Annotated in this window: 16 protein-coding genes; 6 read left to right on the top strand and 10 right to left on the bottom strand. The window is 69.0% G+C overall.

Annotated features, from left to right (window positions below; all coding sequences use genetic code 11):
* Window positions 1-24: 24 nt before the first annotated feature.
* Entirely contained in the window at window positions 25-834 is an 810-nt protein-coding gene (locus DKG75_RS22075; RefSeq protein WP_109923360.1) for an alpha/beta hydrolase, read from the top strand.
* On the opposite strand, the gene DKG75_RS22070 is transcribed toward DKG75_RS22075, so the two are convergent.
* Complete coding sequence (locus DKG75_RS22070) at window positions 812-1,438, bottom strand: 4'-phosphopantetheinyl transferase family protein (protein ID WP_109923359.1); 627 nt, start codon at window positions 1,436-1,438, stop codon at window positions 812-814. The two genes, DKG75_RS22075 and DKG75_RS22070, sit on opposite strands and share 23 nt — an antisense overlap.
* 29 nt (window positions 1,439-1,467) lie before the next feature.
* Here DKG75_RS22070 and DKG75_RS22065 point away from each other — a divergent pair, with 29 nt between their 5' ends.
* Together DKG75_RS22065 and DKG75_RS22060 are read left to right on the top strand one after the other, a co-directional pair.
* The gene (locus DKG75_RS22065; RefSeq protein ID WP_109923358.1) at window positions 1,468-1,953 is read left to right on the top strand and encodes a cytochrome b; all 486 of its coding nucleotides are present in this window, start codon (window positions 1,468-1,470) and stop codon (window positions 1,951-1,953) included.
* A 14-nt stretch (window positions 1,954-1,967) separates the two neighbouring features.
* On the top strand, window positions 1,968-3,095 hold the full coding sequence (locus tag DKG75_RS22060) for a TroA family protein (protein WP_208111904.1): 1,128 nt from the start codon (window positions 1,968-1,970) through the stop codon (window positions 3,093-3,095).
* Between the two features lie 7 nt (window positions 3,096-3,102).
* Here DKG75_RS22060 and dhbA read toward each other — a convergent pair whose 3' ends face one another.
* The 5 genes from dhbA to DKG75_RS22035 form a co-directional block, all read right to left on the bottom strand.
* Window positions 3,103-3,843, bottom strand: a complete 741-nt coding sequence (dhbA, locus tag DKG75_RS22055; protein ID WP_109923357.1) for a 2,3-dihydro-2,3-dihydroxybenzoate dehydrogenase — start codon at window positions 3,841-3,843, stop codon at window positions 3,103-3,105.
* Complete coding sequence (locus DKG75_RS22050; protein WP_109923356.1) at window positions 3,840-4,487, bottom strand: isochorismatase family protein; 648 nt, start codon at window positions 4,485-4,487, stop codon at window positions 3,840-3,842. The genes dhbA and DKG75_RS22050 overlap by 4 nt, the downstream gene beginning before the upstream one ends.
* 9 nt (window positions 4,488-4,496) lie before the next feature.
* Complete coding sequence (locus tag DKG75_RS22045) at window positions 4,497-5,624, bottom strand: isochorismate synthase (protein WP_109923355.1); 1,128 nt, start codon at window positions 5,622-5,624, stop codon at window positions 4,497-4,499.
* Between the two features lie 106 nt (window positions 5,625-5,730).
* The gene (locus tag DKG75_RS22040) at window positions 5,731-6,414 is read right to left on the bottom strand and encodes a Fe2+-dependent dioxygenase (protein ID WP_109923354.1); all 684 of its coding nucleotides are present in this window, start codon (window positions 6,412-6,414) and stop codon (window positions 5,731-5,733) included.
* A gap of 63 nt (window positions 6,415-6,477) precedes the next feature.
* Window positions 6,478-8,841 carry a TonB-dependent receptor gene (locus DKG75_RS22035; protein WP_109923353.1) on the bottom strand — a complete coding sequence of 788 codons (2,364 nt, stop codon included), beginning with the start codon at window positions 8,839-8,841 and terminating at the stop codon, window positions 6,478-6,480.
* Between the two features lie 401 nt (window positions 8,842-9,242).
* Here DKG75_RS22035 and DKG75_RS22030 point away from each other — a divergent pair, with 401 nt between their 5' ends.
* From DKG75_RS22030 to gcvA, 3 genes are all read left to right on the top strand, one after another.
* On the top strand, window positions 9,243-11,204 hold the full coding sequence (locus DKG75_RS22030) for a DUF47 family protein (RefSeq protein WP_109923352.1): 1,962 nt from the start codon (window positions 9,243-9,245) through the stop codon (window positions 11,202-11,204).
* On the top strand, window positions 11,201-12,808 hold the full coding sequence (locus DKG75_RS22025; RefSeq protein ID WP_109923351.1) for a PEP/pyruvate-binding domain-containing protein: 1,608 nt from the start codon (window positions 11,201-11,203) through the stop codon (window positions 12,806-12,808). The genes DKG75_RS22030 and DKG75_RS22025 overlap by 4 nt, the downstream gene beginning before the upstream one ends.
* A gap of 136 nt (window positions 12,809-12,944) precedes the next feature.
* The gene (gene gcvA, locus DKG75_RS22020) at window positions 12,945-13,961 is read left to right on the top strand and encodes a transcriptional regulator GcvA (RefSeq protein WP_109923350.1); all 1,017 of its coding nucleotides are present in this window, start codon (window positions 12,945-12,947) and stop codon (window positions 13,959-13,961) included.
* On the opposite strand, the gene DKG75_RS22015 is transcribed toward gcvA, so the two are convergent.
* The 4 genes from DKG75_RS22015 to DKG75_RS22000 form a co-directional block, all read right to left on the bottom strand.
* Window positions 13,923-14,990 (bottom strand): ABC transporter ATP-binding protein, encoded by a 1,068-nt coding sequence (locus tag DKG75_RS22015; RefSeq protein WP_109923349.1) that lies wholly within the window; start codon window positions 14,988-14,990, stop codon window positions 13,923-13,925. The two genes, gcvA and DKG75_RS22015, sit on opposite strands and share 39 nt — an antisense overlap.
* Before the next feature lie 41 nt (window positions 14,991-15,031).
* Complete coding sequence (locus DKG75_RS22010; protein WP_109923348.1) at window positions 15,032-16,099, bottom strand: ABC transporter substrate-binding protein; 1,068 nt, start codon at window positions 16,097-16,099, stop codon at window positions 15,032-15,034.
* Window positions 16,100-16,205: 106 nt separating this feature from the next.
* The gene (locus DKG75_RS22005) at window positions 16,206-17,018 is read right to left on the bottom strand and encodes an ABC transporter permease (protein ID WP_109923347.1); all 813 of its coding nucleotides are present in this window, start codon (window positions 17,016-17,018) and stop codon (window positions 16,206-16,208) included.
* Entirely contained in the window at window positions 17,015-17,974 is a 960-nt protein-coding gene (locus tag DKG75_RS22000) for an ABC transporter permease (protein ID WP_109923346.1), read from the bottom strand. Before DKG75_RS22000 ends, DKG75_RS22005 begins: the two co-directional genes overlap by 4 nt.
* Window positions 17,975-17,982 lie beyond the last annotated feature (8 nt).

Raw genomic sequence — 17,982 nt, 5'->3', positions numbered from 1 at the left:
TCCGGGCAGTTTCGGCGGTGAGCGGTGGCGCAGATCTTCGCACTTCAGGACACGGAAATCCTCGACGGCGGCGGCGGGCGCCGGCTTGCCCTCGGCGGGCCGCTGGCGCCGGCGCCGGCGGGGGGCATGCCCGTGCTCTATGTCCTCGACGGGGAAGAGATGTTCGCGACCGTGGTCGAGAGCCTGCGCCGTGCCTGCCGCCGGCCCGGCGCCACGGGCGTCGCGCCGGCGCTGGTGGTCGGCATCGGCACCGGGCCGCGCGGCCGGGCGTTCGACTTCGCCCCGGGGCCGGAGGGGGGCGCCGACGCCTTCCTGGCCATGATCGCGGACGAGATCTTTCCGCTGGTCGCGGCCCGCCACCCGGAAGCGACCGGGCCGCGCTTTCTCTTCGGCCATTCGCTGGCCGGGTTCCTGGCCCTTTACGCATTGGCGACCCGGCCCGCGCTGTTCGACGGTTATGTCGCCGCCAGCCCCTCGATCTGGCGCGACCCGGCCCGGCTGTTCCAGGGTATCGGCGCGCTTCCCGCCGCGATCGGCGACCGGGCGCTGCGGGTGATGACCGCGGTCGGCACCTGGGAACAGGATATGGCCCCCTGGCAGGCGCAGGCGCCCGACCGCGCCGCCATGGCCGCACGCCGGGCCGACCGGCGCATGGTCGACAATACCCGCGACTTCGCCGCCGCCCTGGCCGCCCTGGCCCTGCCCGGCCTGACCCTGCGCCATGAAACCCTGCCGGGGGAAGACCATGCCTCGATCGTGCCCATCGCCATTGCCCATGGGCTGCGCTTCCTGACCGCGCCGCCGGCCCTGCTCAAGGGCTGGCCCCAGCCATGACCGCGACCGCGCCATGATAGCCCTCAGGCACCGCGATCAGCGCCACCCGGACCGCCGCCGGCCCTGCCGCCAGGGGCTGGAGTTCCGGGCCGGGGCGATGCAGGACGAGGCCGGGGAAGCCGGCGCCGATGCCCTGGCCGGTCGCCTTCACCACCGCCTCCCGCGCGACCCAATGGTCGAACAGCGCGTGCAGGGGCCGGCCGTCCCGCGCGATCCGCTCGGCCTCGGCGGGCGCGAAGGCGCGGCGGGCGAAGGCCCCGACCTCCATCGCGCGGCGCTGCTCGACATCGATGCCGACCGGCACGGCGGCAAAGGCAAGCGCGATCAGGCCGCCGCTGTGGGCAACGCTGAAATGCAGGCCGGCACAGCCGGGGCCCAGCCCGGGCTTGCCGCCCGGCCCCTCCACGATCGGCACCGCCAGGGGATCGAGGCCCAGGCGCCGGCCCAGCTCGCGGCGCAGCAGGGCGCGGGCCAGCAGGCCGCGGGCCCGGTCCGCCGGCTGGCGGCGGCGGCCGATCGCCGCCCGCTCCGCCGCGGTCAGGGGCAGGCCGGCCTCGTCCGGGGCCTGGGCCGGGTCCAGGGCCTGGAGAATCACGTCGAACACCCTGCCGCCCCCCTCGCCCGGAAGCCGACATGACCCCCGCCTACGACCGTATCGCCATCGCCCTGCATTGGGCCGTCGTCCTGCTGATCCTGGTGCAATATACGACGGGCTGGACCTGGGGCAATTTCGAGCGCGGCAGCGAACCCCGCTTCTATCTGTTCAGGACCCATATCTATTCCGGCTATGTCGTGCTCGGCCTTGCCGTGATCCGCCTTGCCTGGCGCCTGGGCCATCCGGCGCCGCCCCTGCCGGCGGGTATGGGGCGGGCGGCGGTACTGGCCGCCGGGGCGACCCACGGCCTGCTCTATCTCGCGATTTTCGTCATGCCCGTGCTCGGCATCCTGGCCTCGACCGCCTTCGGCAAGAGCCTGGGACGCTGGCCGGGGGGCGTTCATGTCGCCCTGTCCTATGTCGTGTTCGGGCTGGTCGCGCTTCATGCCGCCGCCGCCTTCTGGCACCAGTTCGTGCGGCGCGACGGCCTGCTGCTGCGCATGTGGCCGGCCCGCCCCCGATGAAAGAGGAGACCATCTTGATCCGCGCCCCGATCACCCTCGACCGCCGCCGGGCCCTTGCCGCCGGCGGCGGGCTGTTCCTGGCCCTGATGGGCGCCGGGCCCGCCCGCGCCGCGCTCGACTTCACCGACATCCGGGGCCGCCCCATCCACCTGGACGGGCCGGCGCGCGCCCTGATGATCGACGACAGCCGCTATCTCGTCGCCCTGTCGATGATCAGCCCGGAACCGATCGCCCGGGTGGCGGCCTGGCCACGCGACCTGAACCGCCTGGGCGCGACCAATTTCAAGCGCTTCCAGGCCCGTTTCCCCGCGATCGACGGCCTGGCGCGGGTGCCCTCCTCCTCCGAGAGTTTCGAGGCGGAGCCGGTACTGGCGGCCATGCCCGATGTCGCCATATTCACCCTGAACACCGGCCCCAGCGACGCCCAGGTCGCCCTGCTGGAAGCCGCCGGGATCAAGGTCGTCTTCCTCGATTTCTTCACCGCGCCGTTCCGCCACCAGGCGCCGAGCTTCGAGATCCTCGGCCGCCTGATCGGGCGCGAGGACCAGGCCGCGGCCTTCAACAAATTCCGCCAGCAGCGCCTGGACCGGATCGCCGCGCGTCTCGCCGGGGCGACGGGCACCCCGCCCAAAGTCTTCGTCGAAGTCCATGCCGGCATTTCCCCCGAATGCTGCAATTCGCCGGGCAAGGGCAATGTCTCCGATTACATCGCCTTCGTCGGCGGCCACAATATCGGCGCCGACGTGCTGGCGACCACGGTCGGCCGGCTCAATCTCGAATATGTGATCGAGGCCGCCCCCGATATCTATGTCGCCACCGGCGGCTCCCATCTGGAGAAGGCGGGCGGGCTGGTGATCGGCGCCGGCTACGACCGCGAGCGGGTGCTGTCCGCCTTCCGAAAGATGGCCGGGCGCCCCGGCATCGCCCAGCTGGGCGCGGTCACCGGCGGGCGGGCCCACGGCCTTGCCCATGAATTGCTGAACTCCCCCCTCGACATTCTCGCGGTGGAAAGCCTGGCGCGCTGGATCCGGCCCGATCTCTTCGCCGATCTCGATCCCGCGGCGACCATGGCCGAGATCAACCGGGACTTCCTCGCCATCCCGCTCGACGGCACCTATTGGATCGACCTGCCACCAATTTAGAGACCTCTCAGGCGCGCAGCGTCGCGCCGCCGTCGACATAGAGGTCGGCCATGGTGATATGGCCCGCCCGGTCGGAGAGCAGGAACAGCACCGCATTGGCCACATCCTGCGGCACGGCCAGCTTGCCCAGCGGAATGCCGGCCTTGAAGGCTTCCGGCACGCCGGCGATCACGCGGGCGGCGCCGTCCGCGTCCGCCCACATGCCGGTCTGCATCGCCGTCAAGGTCGAGCCCGGGGCGACGATGTTGCAGCGGATGCCATGGGCCGCGAGTTCGAGCCCGAGGCAGCGGGTGAACATGGTCGCCGCCGCCTTGGACGCGGCATAGGCGGCCATCGAATGGCGCGGCACGCCCGCCGCATTCGAGCCGACGGTGACGATGGCGCCCCGGCGCCGCGGCTTCATGTAACCGGCCAGCGCGCGGGAGACATGGAAGACGCCATGGGTATTGACGGCGAAGACCCGCTGCCAGGCCGCGTCGCTGGTTTCCGTCACCTCGGTGGTCGAGAGCACGCCGGCGACATTGACGCCGAAATCGATCGGGCCCTCGTCGCGTTCCACCGCCGCAACCAGTGCATCGACCGCGCCGCTGTCCGCGACGTCGAGGGGGCGGATGCGGCCGCCGCCGGCGATATCGGTGGCGATTACGCGGGCGCCCGCCGCCTCCAGCCCTTCGACCACGGCGGCGCCGATGCCGCCGGCGGCGCCGGTGACCAGGGCGATGCGCCCGGCGAATTCACCCGCCGTCATCGCGCCGCCCCCGCGAAAACATCGGCAACCGTTTGCGTTGCCAGCGGCACGCCGACGCAATCGGCAATATAGGCAAGCGTCATCTCGTGCTGTTCCCGGGAAAAATCGGCCATGGCATCGGCGACGACGAAAGCCTCGACATCGCGCATGAAGGCATCGGTCGCCGTCGCCAGGCAGCCGATATGGGCATAGACGCCGCAGATCACCAATTGGTCGCGCCCGCGCGCCCGCAACAGGTGTTCGAGGTTGGAGCGGTGAAAGGCGCTGTAGCGGTGCTTGGTCAGGACGATATCGCCCGCCGCCGGTTCGAGGCCGGCGGCGATATCGCGATGTTCCGGCGCCGCCGTCATGCCCGGGCCCCAGAGATCGGCCTGAAGGCCCCGGTCGGGCCGGTACTGGTCGCCGTCCTGCGCGGTATAGAAGACCGGCACGCCGGCTTGCCGCGCCGCCCGGACCAGCAGGGCGACGTGGCGGACCAGGGGCGCCAGCGGCGCGGCGCCGGGGTCGTAGATGCGCAGGAAGTAATTCTGCATGTCATGGACCAGCAGGGCCGCCCGCGCGGGCGCCAGCCGCCAGGGCCCGCGCGGCGCCGGCAGGCGGGCGGGATCCGGCATGTCGTAGGGAGCAATCTTCGGCAGGGCCATGGGCGGACGTCAAACCTCCTTCCGGTCGAGATCGAGGGCGTCGAGCATGGCGCGGAACTTGGCCGCCGTCTCGGCGATCTCGGCCACCGGGTCGGACCCCGGGACGATGCCGGCGCCGGCATAGAGCACGGCCGCCGCCCCCGCGATCTCGGCGCAGCGGATCGAGACCATCCAGCGCCCGTCGCCCGCCTCGTCGACGTAACCGACCGCGCCGGCGAAGAAATCCCGCTCGAAGCCCTCGAGGTCGGCGATCAGGCGGGCGGCCTCGGCGCGCGGGGTGCCGCAGACCGCCGGTGTCGGGTGCAGCGCCCGGACGAGATCGAGCAAAGGCGCTTCCGGCACCTTCAGCGTGCCTTCGATGCGGGTGCCGAGGTGCCACATGCTGTCGGTCGAGATCAGGTCGCCGACCTTGGGCGCGGCCAGGTCGCGGCACCAGGGGGCGAGCGTGTCGAGAATGGCCTCGACCACCAGTTCATGCTCGCGCCGGTCCTTGTCCGAGCGGGCCAGCCCTTCGGCCGCCGCCCGGTCCAGCGCCGGGTCGCGGTCCCGCCGGGCGGAACCGGCAAGGGGATGGGAGAGGACACGTGTCCCCCGCTTCTCGATCAGAAGCTCGGGCGAGGCCCCGACCAGGCGGCGCGGTTGCCCGGCCCGCGCCGGCAGGGCAACCCCGAAGGCGGTGGCCGCGCCGTCCCGCGCGAGACGGCGCAGGATCCACGCCGGATCGAAGGGTTCGGCGGCGAGAAGGCGCAGGCTTCGCGCCAGCACCACCTTGCGCAGGCCCGCGGCCCCCTCGAGGGCGGCCAGCGCCCTTGCCACCGCGCGGCCATAGTCGGCGGGTGACGGCCGGGGCTCGATCGACAATACCGGGGGCGCCGCCGTGCCGGCCGCCATTTCGCGGCGGACGAGGCCGCGGCCGCGCCGCACCTCTTCGGGCACGAAGAAATGGCCGGCGCGGGTGCGGTCGAAAGGCAGGGCCCCGGCGATGAACACCGGGCGCGCAACCGGATCGGTTCCGTCCCGGGGACGGAGTCCGTGGCAGACGATATCCTCCGCCGCGGCGAGAAAAGCAAAAGACGAGGACGATAGATCCCAGCGCCCCGGCACCCGCTCGTCGGGCGCCGTCATGAAGCTGGCCATGGCATTCTTCCTGTTGTGCGCCGCTTCGGGGGCAGCGCGTGCACCATTATCGCCGCCCGAGCCCCCGGGGGCCGAAATCGGAATTCACGATCGGGCGGCGCCGCGCTCAAAGCTCGGCCCATTGGCGCAACAGGTTGTGATAGGTCGCGACCAAAGTCCGGACCGAGGGATGATCGTCCGGCAATTCCCCGCGCAGGCGGCGGATCGCGCCGTCCATCTCGTAGAGAAGGGCGCGCCGGCCGTCGTCGCGAATCATCGATTGCGCCCAGAAGAAGGAGCACCAGCGGCTGCCCCGCGTCACGGTTTCGACCCGGTGCAGGCTGGTCGAGGGATAGACCACCATATGGCCCGCGGGGAGTTTCACCCGCCGGGTGCCGAACGTATCCTCGATGGTCAGGTCGCCGCCGTCGTAAGCGGCGGGATCGGACAGGAACAGGGTGCAGGAGACATCGGTGCGCAGGCGGATGCCGTGCCCCGTGACCGAACGGATGGCGTTGTCGACGTGATCGTCGAACTTCATGCCCGCGTCGTAGCGGTTGAACAGCGGCGGATAGACGCGGAGCGGCTGGGCCGCCGAAATGAATTCGGGGCAGGTGCCGAGAGCGCGGAGCAGGCGGTCCGCCAGCCGGCGCGCAACTTCCGAGGTTTCCGGGATCTGAAGGTTGAACTTCGCCTTGGCCGATTGCTCGCCCGCCGTCACCTTGCCGTCGACCCAGGCGCTCCGCTCCAGTTCGGCGCGGATTCCGGCGACCTCGGCAGGTTTCAGGACGTCGGGGATGGCGATCAGCATGGGTTCTCCCTCAAGGCATGGGGCGGGCCGCCCGGCCCGCCCCCGCCCCGTTGCGCGTGACGCTCAGAAGGTCGCCGTGGTCGAGAAGATCACGGTGCGGCCGGCCGCCGGCACCAGGCGGTTGCTGCGGGTCTGGTCGTAATTGTCTTCGCGGTCGAACAGGTTGTAGCCGTTCACCTGTACGGCCAGGCCTTCCGAGAAGCGGTATTGCGCCATGGCGTCGACCGCCAGGTAATAGGGCACTTCGGTGGTCGTAACCTCGTTGGTGCCCGAGCGGTAGCCCTGCGAGACGAACATCTCGTCGTGGTAGCGGACGCCGGCGCCGAGGGTCAGCGCCTCGAGCGGGACATAGGTCGTCCACAGGTTGAAGGAATTGCGCGGCACGTTGTTGACCTCGCGCCCGTTCATCAGGGCGTTGGTGGTCGCATCCGTGCTGGCGAAATCGAGATATTCGCTGTCGATGAAGGCATAGGACGCCTGCACCGTCCACGCCTCGGTCAGCTTGCCGGTCGCGGTGAGTTCGAGGCCGCGGTTGCGGACACTCTGGCCCGAGGTGGTGATCGTGTTGGTGACCGGATCGACTTCCTTCGAATTGTCGCGCTCGACCTGGAACACGGTGATCCCGGTGCCGAGGCGGCCGCCGAAGAAGTTCAGCTTGGCGCCGACCTCGAAAGTCTCGCTGGTCGTCGGCTGCAGGTCCTGCACCGCCGTGGTGGTCGAGACCGGGTTGGTGCTGTTGCCGACGGAGGTGCCCGTCGCCGGCTCCGACGAACGCGACCACGACAGGTAATAGGTCTGCTCGTCGCTCGGCTCCCACACCAGGCTGGCCCGCGGGTTCCACAGGGTCTCGTCGATTTCGGCGCTCGACGTCGTGTTGGGCGTGGTCGGCACGAAGGTGGTGCCGGTCACCGTGCCGAAGGTGGTCAGGGTGCTTTCGGCGCTGTAACGCTCGAAGCGCAGGCCGCCCAGCAGCGACAGTTCATTGGTGAACCAGATCTGTTCGCTGGCGAAAAGCGCGAAACTGGTCGCATCCGAATCCCGGTTGTTGGTCGCGACATAGATCGGCGCCCAGTCGGCCTTGCTCGGGTTCAGCATGTCGACGGCGGCGGGACGGCCCTGGCCGATATTGCCGTTGGACTTGCGCACCGCCTCCTCATAGGCGAGGTCGGCGCCCAGGACGAACTGGTTCTTCAGCCCGCCCAGGGTGAATTCGGCAATGCCGGTGGTGATGTTCTGGACACCCCATTGCTCGGTATAGGTCGGGGTCGACGGGCCGCCCCGGCTCGCCACCGGCACCGTCGCCGGGTTGCCGTCGAGCAGGTTGGCCAGGCAGCTGCCGGCCGTAACCACGCCGGTGGTGGCGTTGGCGCCGGCGCAGCTGGGAGCGGTGGGCAGGAAATCGCGGGTGTAGAAGCCGAGCCGGCTGTCGTTGTGGACCTTCAGCCAGGGCGTCGCCTGATGGGACAGGCGGACGGTCAGGACATCGGCGACCGTATCGTCGTGATCGAGCGTGCCGCCGTACCAATTGCTGCGGTCGACCGGGGCCGGGCCGCTCGCCGCCGAGGCGATGCCGCCGGTGATGGAATTGGCGGTGGTCGGAATGCCGTAGTCCGGTACCCGGTCGTCTTCCTGGTGGAAATAGCCGATGGTCAGCTCGGTCGAGGTGCCGAGGCCGAAACCGATGGAGGGCGCGATGCCCCAGCGCTTGGATTCCGGGCCGTCGCGGTCGACCGGCCTTGTATCCGTATACATCAGGTTCAGGCGGACCGCCGTGGTATCGCCGATCTTGCGGTTGACGTCCGCCGTGGTGCGGGCGTGCAGGCCGAGGCCCAGTTCGCCGTGCAGGGTGATGAAATCGCCCAGCACCGGCGCCTTCGAGGTGGTGTTGATCGTGCCCGCGAAATTGCCGCGGCCGAACGTCTCGCCCGAGGGGCCGAGGAAGACCTCGACACTTTCGGTGTTCCAGGTGTCGCGCGTGTAGACGCCGAAATCGCGCAGGCCGTCCTGGGTGACGTCGGTCTGCGAGGAGAAGCCGCGGATGCGGAACTGGTCGCCGTTCAGGGCGCCGCCCTCGCCGATCTCGACCGTGACACCCGGCACGTTGCGCAGCGCCTGTTCGAGGCTGGTGACGCCCTGCTGCTCCAGCGTTTCCTCGTTGATCACATGGATCGTCTGCGGCGTGTCCTGGACGTCCTGCGGCAGGCGGTCGACCGCGGTCTCGCGCTTCTGGTTGTTGGCCGGGGCCGGCTCGCCGGTCACCGAGACCGTGGGCAGGGTCTCGACCGTCTGCCCGGAGGCGGCGGTCGGCGCCCAATTCCCCTCGGGCGTCAGCGTTTCGCCGGCAAAGGCGGGTGCCGCCATTGGAACGGCGGCAAGAAGCACCAGCATGGCGCAATGCGACACCCGGTTGCGTGAAATCATCGACATGGGCAGTCCCCCTAGACCTGCTCGATGGAAGGTGGGGTATTGCTATATTTTTTGATAATGACTCTCAATATCATTATCAGAAATAAAAATATACTCCCGGACGGATGCCCCGGCATTCCCGCGTTCTCGGTTGTGAAATTGGGCGGCACCGCCCCTCGCCGGCACAAATCGCCTGAAGTTCCGGCGGTGGTTTGCGCGAAATCAAATGCCGGCCGCAGTGCCCGTGATTACCTGACGCAAGAACATCTGCACTCGAATGGTGGTTACATGACAGTTCTGTTTCAATTGTTTAACCCCGTCGTCACAAGAAACGATGACGGCTTGTCGTTTCATCGTCTCTCGCTTGACTGTCCCGAATATTGCTCCCCACCACCCCCGAGGTCCGAGGAAAGAGGCCGATAATGGAGAAAGCGGAAGTCGTCGCCGCGCTTGGCCAGCAGAAACTGCTGCTGCCCGCACAGATCAAGGCCGCCCTGGCCGCCAACGACCGCCTGAAGTTCGCGCTGACCGCCCTTCAGGCCGCCGCCGCCCATGCGGACGGCGGCACCGAGGCGCCGCCCGACCTGCGCCGCGACTATGCGGCCGCCCATCTCGACGCGCCCTGGCTGCTGGCGCTGCCCGAGACCGCCTGGCGCGAGGGCGGCCTCCTGCACCTGACCGACCTGCCCCGGCTGGCCGAGCGCCTGCGCGAAGACATCCGCCTGATGGCGCGCCCCCTGAAGGACAGCGGGGACGCGGAACACCAGGCCCAGACCGCGCGGGTGGAACATTGGTGCGACTGGCTGGGCGGCTTCGACGCCGGCACGCTGGATGCGCCCCAGCTTGCCGCATTGACCGGCGGACGCCGGGGCGGCGAGGACACGTTCCACATCCTGGTCATGGACCTGCACAAGAGCCTGAACCGGCTGGCCGCGGCGCTTTCGGACGAAACCATCGACGGCGCCCACGCCTGGCAGCTCGAGACCGACGACCGCCTGCGCGTCGCCGCCTTCATGCGCGGCCTGAACAGCACCAAGGGCCTGAAGTTCGACCATCCGGGCCTCGATACCGCCGCCACCCGCGACGGCAGCCGGCTGCTGATCCAGAACGACATCGGCACCAACGACGTCCACGTCCTGGTGATCCAGGTCGAAGGGCTTGCGATCACGCTGATCTATTCCGACCTGCACGAGCTTCGCTTCAATTTCTTCCGCGACCTTCTGTCCGAAATCGGGGCGCAATGGTCGGGGGTCGGCGCGCAGCGCAGCGCCGGCCTGAACGCGGGCACCGACTATATCGTCGGCACCGCGCGCTTCGACTCCGCCGACACGGTGGCGCTGGACGCGGCACTGGAGGCGCTGGGGTCGCGCATCGTCTTCCTGATCGACTGGAACCGGGCGCGCAAGCGGCTGAACCGGCTGGTCGCCAAGCCGCTGTCGCTGTCGGTCCTGGCCGAGGCGGCCCGCCGCCGGGCCGGCCATATGGGCTGGCTGCTGGCCGGGGCCGAACAGGTGATCTTCGATGCCATGGAAGCGCTCTCGCCCGGCCATTTCCGCATCGGCGACCGGCTCGACACGGTTCTCGGCAGCCAGGACGCGGCGGACTTCCTGATCGAGGCGCTGGATCTGTCGGCCCAGGCGATGCTGGCCGGCCAGACGCCGGCCCTGATCGCCGACCAGATCCGCCTGCTGCTCTCGCGCCATGTCGCCCGCCACCGCGACGAATTCGCCCTTCTCGGCGAACATGCGGCCTTCTGCCACGCCCTGGCCGAGGGGCTGCGCGATGCGCTCGCCCATGGCCACGAAAGCGACCTCGCCGCGGCCCGCCGGCTCGCCGAACGGGCCAAGGTATGGGAGCGCAAGGCCGACCATCTGGTGATGCGCCTGCGCGAACAGGCCGCCGGCAACCCGCGCTGGCTGCCCTTCCTGCGCCTGATCGAAGAGGCGGACGATGCCGCCGACGCGCTGGAGGAAGCGGCCTTCATCCTGTCGCTGATCGCCGAGGACCATCACCAGGGCTGGACCGGGGAATTGCGCGCGGCCATCCAGCGGCTGGCCGACCGGGTGCTGGAAGCGACCCAGGACCACGTCAAGGCGATCGCCGTCGCGCGCATGCTCGACGAGGCGAGCCTGGCCGAGGACCAGGACGAATTCCTGGCCGCCTGCTGGCGGGTGGTCAATGCGGAAAAGGCTTGCGACGCCCTGACCCGCGAAGCCCGGCGCCTGTTCGCGCGCCGGGTGACGGATGCCGCCGCCCTCACGCTCGGCAATGATTTCGCCGCGGCGCTGGAAACCTCGACCGATGCGCTGCTGCGCACCGGCTATGCGATGCGCGACCTCGTCTTCACAAGGGTCGGCGCCGACGGCGAGAAGAGGCGGGCATGAGCGGGACGACCATCGGCGCGCCGGACCAGGAGCGCGCGGCACTTCACCTGATCGCGGCCGGAGCCCCGCTGGAGGCGGCGGCACGGCCGGAAACCATGGGCTTCAAGGCCTACAACCTGGCCCGGATGGCGGCGCTGCGGCTGAATGTGCCGCCGGCCTTCGTCCTTGGCACCGGTTACTGCGCGATGCCGGCGGCGGTCACCCCGGACCTGTGGCGGGGCGCCCTGGCGCGGCTGGAAGGGGCGACCGGGCTTCGCTTCGGCGACCCGCGGCGGCCCTTGCTGCTTTCCGTCCGCTCCGGTGCGCCGGTGTCGATGCCGGGGATGATGGAGACCCTGCTGAACATCGGCCTGACCGAGGAAACCCTGCCCGGCCTCATCCGCCTGACCGGCCACCCGCGCCTTGCCTGGGATGCCTATCGCCGGCTGATCGCCGGCTATGGCGAGGTGGTGGCGGGCATTGCCGCCGATGCCTTCGAGGCGGATCTTGCCGCCGTCCAGCAGGGCGAGGACGAGCGCGCCCTGGATTTCGCGGCCCTTCGCGATCTCGCGCGCCGGCATCTCGAAACCTACCGCCGGCTGGCCGGCGCCCCCTTCCCGCAGGATCCGACCGCCCAGCTCCAGACCGCGATCGCCGCCGTGTTCCAATCCTGGTCGAGCCCGAAGGCCACCGCCTATCGCGACCTGCGCGGGCTGGATCACGGCATGGGCACGGCGGTGACGGTGCAGCGCATGGTCTTCGGCAATGCCGGCGGCCTGTCCGGCGCCGGCGTCGGCTTCACCCGCAACCCCAGCGACGGCGTGCCCCTGCCCTGGGTCGATTTCCTGTTCAACGCCCAGGGCGAGGATGTGGTCAGCGGCCGCCGCAGCGCCCAGGGCCACGACCGGCTGGAGGCGGTGGCGCCCCGGGTCTGGGCCGAGCTGGTGGAGGCGACGAAAATCCTCGAGCGCCATTTCGGCGACATGCAGGACTTCGAATTCACGGTCGAGAACGGCGAGCTGTTCATGCTCCAGACCAGGGACGGCAAGCGCACGCCCCAGGCGGCCGCCCGCATCGCCCTCGACATGTTCGACGAAGGCCTGATCGACCGCGACACCGCCCGCGCCCGCACCGCCGGCCTCGATGCTGCGGCCCTCGCCATGCGCGTGGTCGTGACCGAGGCGGGCGAGGTGCCCGTCGCCCTCGGCCATGCCGCCACGGCGTCGAGCGGTGTCGCCACCGGCGCGATCGCCCTGGACGAAGCCCAGGTCGCCGCGCTCGAAGCCGGGGGACGGCCGGCGATCCTGGTCCGGCAGAACGCCGAAACCCATGACGTCGCCGTGCTCGACCGCGCGGTCGGCCTTCTCACCCGGCATGGCGCCCGCACCTCCCACGCCGCGGTGGTCGCCCGGCAATTGGGCAAGGTCTGCCTCGTCGGCTGCGAGGCGATGCGCATCGACGAGGCCGCCGGCCGGATCGGCTTCGGCGAGGCCTGGCTGGACCCGGGCGCGGAAATCACCCTGGACGGCAACAGCGGCACCATCTACCCGGGGCGGCTGCACACGATCGAACAGGTGCCGCCCGAGCTTCTCGACCGGTTGAGCCGGCTGGCCGAGCCCGCGTAAGCGGCGGCGCCCGGGCCGGGCGGAGGGTGTCGCCCCGGGGCGGCCCCCTCTCGCCGCCGCCCAAATAAACACATTAATTACGTAAATATATAATTTCTATTCGAAGAAAGTGTTTTTTCTGTCGGATCACAGAAGCATGCATTATTTTTATCTCATGAAACCCGGTGCCGTAGATTCCCGCCTCAGTCTTTCTAGGCTGCCGCCCATGACGGCGCTGCGCGCCTTCGTGGTCGCGGCCCAGCATCGGAGCTTCGTGCGGGCGGCGGATGCCCTGAACGTGACCCCGGCGGCGATCGGCCAGCAGATCCGGCAGTTGGAGGCCCATCTCGGCCAATCCCTGTTTCACCGCGACCGGCGCCAGCAACTGGTGCTGACGGAAACCGCGCTGCGCCTGCTGCCCGGGCTTGTCGACGGTTTCAACGCCATCATGGCCGCCGTCCAGCAATTGGCCGCGGACGACGGCGACCTGCCGCTGAATGTTTCGGTCGCGCCCTCGTTCGGGCTGAAATGGCTGCTGCCGCGCCTGAACCGGCTGCGCGAACGCCACCCGCAGTTCGACGTCCGCATCAATACCAGCGCGGCCCTGGTCGATTTCGCGCGGGAACAGATCGATTGCGCCATCCGCTTCGGCGCCGGCAATTACGAGGGCCTGTATTCGGAACTGCTGCTGTCGGATTTCATCCTGCCGGTGTGCTCGCCTGCCCTGCTGAACGGGCCGAACGCCCTTACCGATCCGGCCATGCTGCGCCATCACACGCTGCTGCATGACGATGGCGAAAGCTCGGCCGTCGGCGCGCCCGACTGGCGCAGCTGGCTGAAGCTGGCCGGCCTGCACGATATCGACGCCAACCGCGGCCCCCGCTTCGACCAGGCCCTGATGGTGATCGAGGCCGCGATCGCCGGCCAGGGGGTGGCGCTCGCGCGCAGCAACCTGGTCAGCGACGATCTTGCCGCCGGCCGGCTGGTGCATCCCTTCGGCGACCCGAAGAAGGTGCAGCATTCCTATTATTTCGTCTGCCCGCCGCACCAACTGCCGTCGCGGCGGATCCAGCTCTTCCTGGCCTGGCTGAAGGGGGAGGCGGCGCAGGAAGCGCCGCTGCTGCGCGCCCCCACCTCACCCCTCCCCGCGGAGGAGGAGGGCGCGGGCCGGTGAAATCCCGAGGGTAACCGCGGCCCCGACCCCCGGCACCGCATCGCCGGGGCTGAGACGGGCGACGACCTCGTCCCCGGTTTCGGTGCGGCCGTGCAGCAGGCGCCCCTCGCCGACGAAGATCACCTTCTCGACCCGGACGATGATCCGGTTCGCACTGTCGAGTGCCGGATGGGCATCCTCCGGCCGGAACGCCAGCAGGGCCTCCGCCCCCGGAGCGAAATCGGCGCCGAAACGGGCGGCGACGGTGAAGGTGCCCACGGCGCCGCGCACCCGCAGCCCCTGGTCGCCCGGCCCCTCGACGATCACCGGCAGGAAATTGGTGCGGCCGACGAAATTGGCGACATAGCGGGATTGGGGCCGGCTGTAGATTTCATCCGGCGTGCCGACCTGGGCCACCCTGCCGTCGCGCATGACGGCGATCCGGTCCGACATGGTCAGCGCCTCGCCCTGGTCATGGGTGACGAAGATCGCGGTGATGCCCAATTCGCCCTGCACGCGCTTGATCTCGGCCTGCAATTCCTCGCGCAGCTTCAGGTCGAGGGCGCCCAGCGGCTCGTCCAGCAGCAGGACCTTGGGGTTGATCACCACCGCTCGGGCCAGCGCCACGCGCTGCTTCTGCCCGCCGGACAATTGCGCCGGATAGCGTTCGCCGAAGGCTTCCAGCCGGACGAGGCGCAGCGCCTCCCGCACCCGGGCCGCCACTTCGGGCTTGGGCAGGCGGCGGACCTTCAGGCCGAAGGCGATATTCTCCGCCACGGTCAGATGAGGGAACAGGGCATATTGCTGGAACACCATGCCGATGTTGCGGCGGTGCGCCGGAACCCTGGTGATATCCTCGCCGTCGAACAGGATGCGCCCGCTCGACGGCGGCACGAAGCCGCCGATCATGCGCAGGCAGGTGGTCTTGCCCGATCCCGAGGCCCCGAGCAGGGTGACGAATTCCCCCTGCCCGATATGCAGGTCCACCTCGCGCGCGGCGTGGGACTTGCCATAGACCTTGCTGATATTGTCGAGACGAACCGCGACCATCTGCCTGCTCCCCGATACGCGTTACATCGATACGCTTTACATTACTTCCGGGCGATCACGAGGCGCTGCCAGAGCTCGACCGCCTTCTCGTGGTTGTCCCAGAACACTTTCCAGTCGGGCTTGAACAGGGCGCGGATCTCTTCGACCGTGCCCGGCAGCCGCTGCGCCAGTTCCGGATAGGCGGCGATCACCGGCGCCACCGATTTGTTGGACGGGCCATAGGGGATTTCCCAGGCCTGGCCGACCTGCGCCACCGGATCGAGCACGTAATTGATGAAGAGATTGGCCTCGCGCACATGGGGCGTGCCCTTCACCACTTCGATCGTGGTGGTGGAAGCGACGGCGCCTTCCTTCGGCAGCACGAATTTCAAGGGGAAACCCTTGTCGATCAGGCCCCAGCCCCGGCCGGAGGCGATGGGCGCTGCCCAAATGTCGCCGGTCGGGAACAGTGCTTCCAGCTGCACGGTCGAGGAGAAATAGGAATGGGCCTTCAGTTCGGCGATCTTCTCGATGCCTTTCTCAGGCGTGGAAACATCGCCGCCGGCAAGGCGTTCCGCCTGGATCAGCAGGGCGCGGCCGGCGCCATGGGACAATTCGCCCACCGCCACCTTGCCGGCCAGGCGCGGATCCCAGAGATCGGCCCAGGAGGTCGGTTCCGGAATGCCCGCCGCCTTGAACTTCTCGACATTGTAGAGAATGCCGAAGGAATAGAAGATCTGCACCGGGCCGTAACCGTCCGGGTTCTTGGCCTCGTCGTAGAGCCGGTCGAGGTTGGTCACGATCGCCGGATCGACCTTGTCGATGATGCCGGCCTCGATCGCGGTCGGCTGCAGGTCGCCATCGATATAGATGACGTCATAGGGCACATTCCGGCCCTTGGCCGCGACCAGCTTGGCGATATGGTCGAGGGGGTTGGCGTCGATGAACTGGACCTTCACGCCGGTATGCTGGGTGAAGAGGTCGGCGGCATATTTCTTCTGCGTTTCGGTGAAACGCCCGCCGTAATTGCCGACGCGGAGCACGACGTCCGACGTCGCCTGCGCCAGGGCGCTACCGGCCAGCAGCGTGGTCAGGGAAACTGTTGCAGCGGCGATGATGGTCTTCAACATGGTGGTCACCAGGAAAGAATGGGATCGAGAGCGGACGGGGGAGCGGCAGCGCGGCGACAACAGGCGAAGGCAGGGGACATGATACGGTTCTCCGTCGTTGGAAAGGTCAGCCGCGGGCGGCCGTGGCGAATTTCTCGATGCCCGTCAGCCGGTCGAGGCCGAGCATGATGAGCAGCGAGGCAAGGGTGACCAGGGTGCTGATGGCCATGATGTCGGCATCGAAATTGAACTCGACGGCGGTATAGATCTTCACCGGCAGGGTCATGGCATCGCCGCCGCCGACGAACAGCCCGACCGCGATATCGTCGAAGGACATGACGAAGGCGAAGATCGCCCCGGAAATGATGCCGGGCAGCAGGATCGGCAGTGTGACCTTGAAGAAGGTCTCGACCGGGCCGGCGCCCAGGCTCTGCGCCGCCTCCTCCAGGGAAACGTCGAAATTGGCCTGGGCCGCGATCACGGCGCGCACCACGAAGGGAATGGTGAAGGCCGACTGGCCGAGGATGAGGCCGGTCACCGTCCCGGCCAGGGAGAGATCGAACAGATCCCACAGGACCAGGGTGAATTGGAAGGCGGCGACCGCGATCACCAGGGTCGAGACCATGAGCGGCGACAGGCAGAAGGCGGACAGCGCCTCGCGTAAGGGAAAACGCCCGCGCACCAGGGCGAGCGCCGCCGGCGTGCCGACCAGGGTGGCCAGCGCGGTGGTCCCGGCCGCGACCACGAGGCTGACCTTCAGGGCATCGATGTAACCGCTGCCGATCGATTCGTACCAGGCGGTGGTGAAGCCGGTGGGCGGAAAGGTGAGCGCCCCGGAGGTCGAGAAGGACGAGACCGCGACCGCGAGGATCGGCAGCAGCAGGAAGACGAAGACGCCGGCGATGAAGAAGGCCAGCAGGACGCGGACCAGGCGGTTCATTGCCTCTCCCTCCCGATGCGAAGTGCGAGCAGGGTGGCGGCGATCACCACGGCGAGAAGCACCACCGCCGCCGTCGCCCCGAAGGGATAGTTGAGGACGGAGCGCACCTGCTGCTCGATGAAGACGGCCATGACCAGCACGCGCTTGCCACCCATCATCGCCGGGGTGATATAGGCCGCGATCGACAGGGTGAAGACGAGAAGGCCGCCGGCCAGCAGGCCCGGCCGCGACAGGGGCAGCACCACCCGCCAGAAGGTCTCGAACGGGCCGGCGCCGAGGTTGGTCGCCGCCTCCTCCAGTTCCGGTTCGATGCGGCGGATCACCGTGATCAGCGACATGATCATGAAGGGCGACAGGGCATGCACCAGCCCGATCACCACCCCGGTCAGGTTGTAGACCAGCTTCACCGGCTGATCGACGAGGCCGAGCGACAGCAGCAGCCAGTTGACGAGGCCGGAATCGCCCAGGATCGGCAGCCAGCCGAGGTTACGCACCACGACGCTGATCAGCATGGGCGCAAGCACGGCAAAGGTCAGCGCGCCGCGCCAGCGCGACCGGGTGCGCGCCAGGAAATAGGCGACCGGGTAACCGATCACAGCGCAGATGGCGACCACGGCGAGGCCCACCACCAGCGTGTCCAGCAGGATGCCGAGATAGAAGGGATCGCCCAGGAAACGCAGGTAATTGTCTAGCGTCCAGGCCGGGCCGATGCGCCCCATGCTGCCGCCTGGGTGCAGGCTGTTGACGGCCAGGAAAGCCAGCGGCAGCACGAAGACCAGCAGCAGGGTCAAAAGCGCCGGCACCAGCAGGCTGAACCACCCCGGTTTCACGATGCGCCGCGCCGGCGCCGCCAGGCGCACGGGCCGGCCGGCCGCCGCCCCCGCCGCCAGCAGGACATCGATATCGGCCGTGGCCGTGGCGGCATGTTCGCCCCTCGCCTGTTTCGAAAATGCCATTGCCCGCC

The organism is Zavarzinia compransoris, assembly GCF_003173055.1.
GTDB lineage: Bacteria > Pseudomonadota > Alphaproteobacteria > Zavarziniales > Zavarziniaceae > Zavarzinia > Zavarzinia compransoris.
The sequence above is the reverse complement of the archived record's forward strand: the minus strand, read 5'-3'. Positions and strand labels throughout refer to the sequence as shown.